The following is a 695-nucleotide window of genomic DNA, read 5'->3' as shown; positions in this document are numbered from 1 at the left end:
TGGCGATCATCGTGTTCTTCGTGCTCAGCGCGGCCATGCGCTCGGGCGGGCGCGTCACGGGCAGCCTGCCCGGCCGACCCGGATCGCGCGTGGTGATGGGCAACCGCGGCTGGGGCCCGGGCACCATCGGCGGCTTGGGTGGCGGATTGGGCGGCGGCCTCGGCGGTGGCTGGGGACGCGGCGGCGGTGATTTCGGCGGCGGCAGCGGTGGCGGCGGAGGCTTTGGCGGCGGCGGTGGTGGTGATTTCGGTGGCGGTGGCGCCTCCGGCAACTGGTAACAGGCAGCAGGTAACGGCATCCATGGCTTCCAAGACCCGACACCACCACGGCGCACGCCGCGCCCTCACCCACCTGCTGACGACTTCGTCGCATGCCAGGCGCGCGTTTCCGCCGGCCGATCTGCAAAAGCTCGAAGCCGCCGTGCGAGAGGGCGAACAACGCCATCGCGGCGAAGTGCGTGTCGTCATCGAAAGCTCGCTGCCGGTGCGCGACGCGTGGGCCGGTGTGTCGCCGCGTCACCGCGCCCGGATGCTATTCGGGCTGCTGGAGGTGTGGAACACGCGCGAGCACGTTGGCGTGCTGCTGTACATCAACCTGGCCGACCACGCGGTTGAGATCCTGGCCGACCACGGTATCGCCGCCAAGGTGGACACCCACGCGTGGCGCACCATCTGCGAAACCATCACGCGCGGCTT

2 protein-coding genes are annotated in these 695 nt (G+C 70.4%); both read left to right on the top strand.

The genetic code is table 11. From position 1 onward, the window contains the following. A partial coding sequence (locus D1614_RS28055) for a hypothetical protein (RefSeq protein ID WP_206610148.1) occupies positions 1–278 on the top strand: 278 nt, incomplete at its 5' end. Between the two features lie 22 nt (positions 279–300). Next, a partial coding sequence (locus tag D1614_RS28050; RefSeq protein WP_119440486.1) for a TPM domain-containing protein occupies positions 301–695 on the top strand: 395 nt, incomplete at its 3' end.

Origin of the sequence: Maribellus luteus (genome assembly GCF_003576475.1) — a bacterium.
GTDB classification, from domain to species: domain Bacteria; phylum Bacteroidota; class Bacteroidia; order Bacteroidales; family Prolixibacteraceae; genus Draconibacterium; species Draconibacterium luteum.
This window is presented reverse-complemented; position numbering and strand designations above follow the sequence as displayed.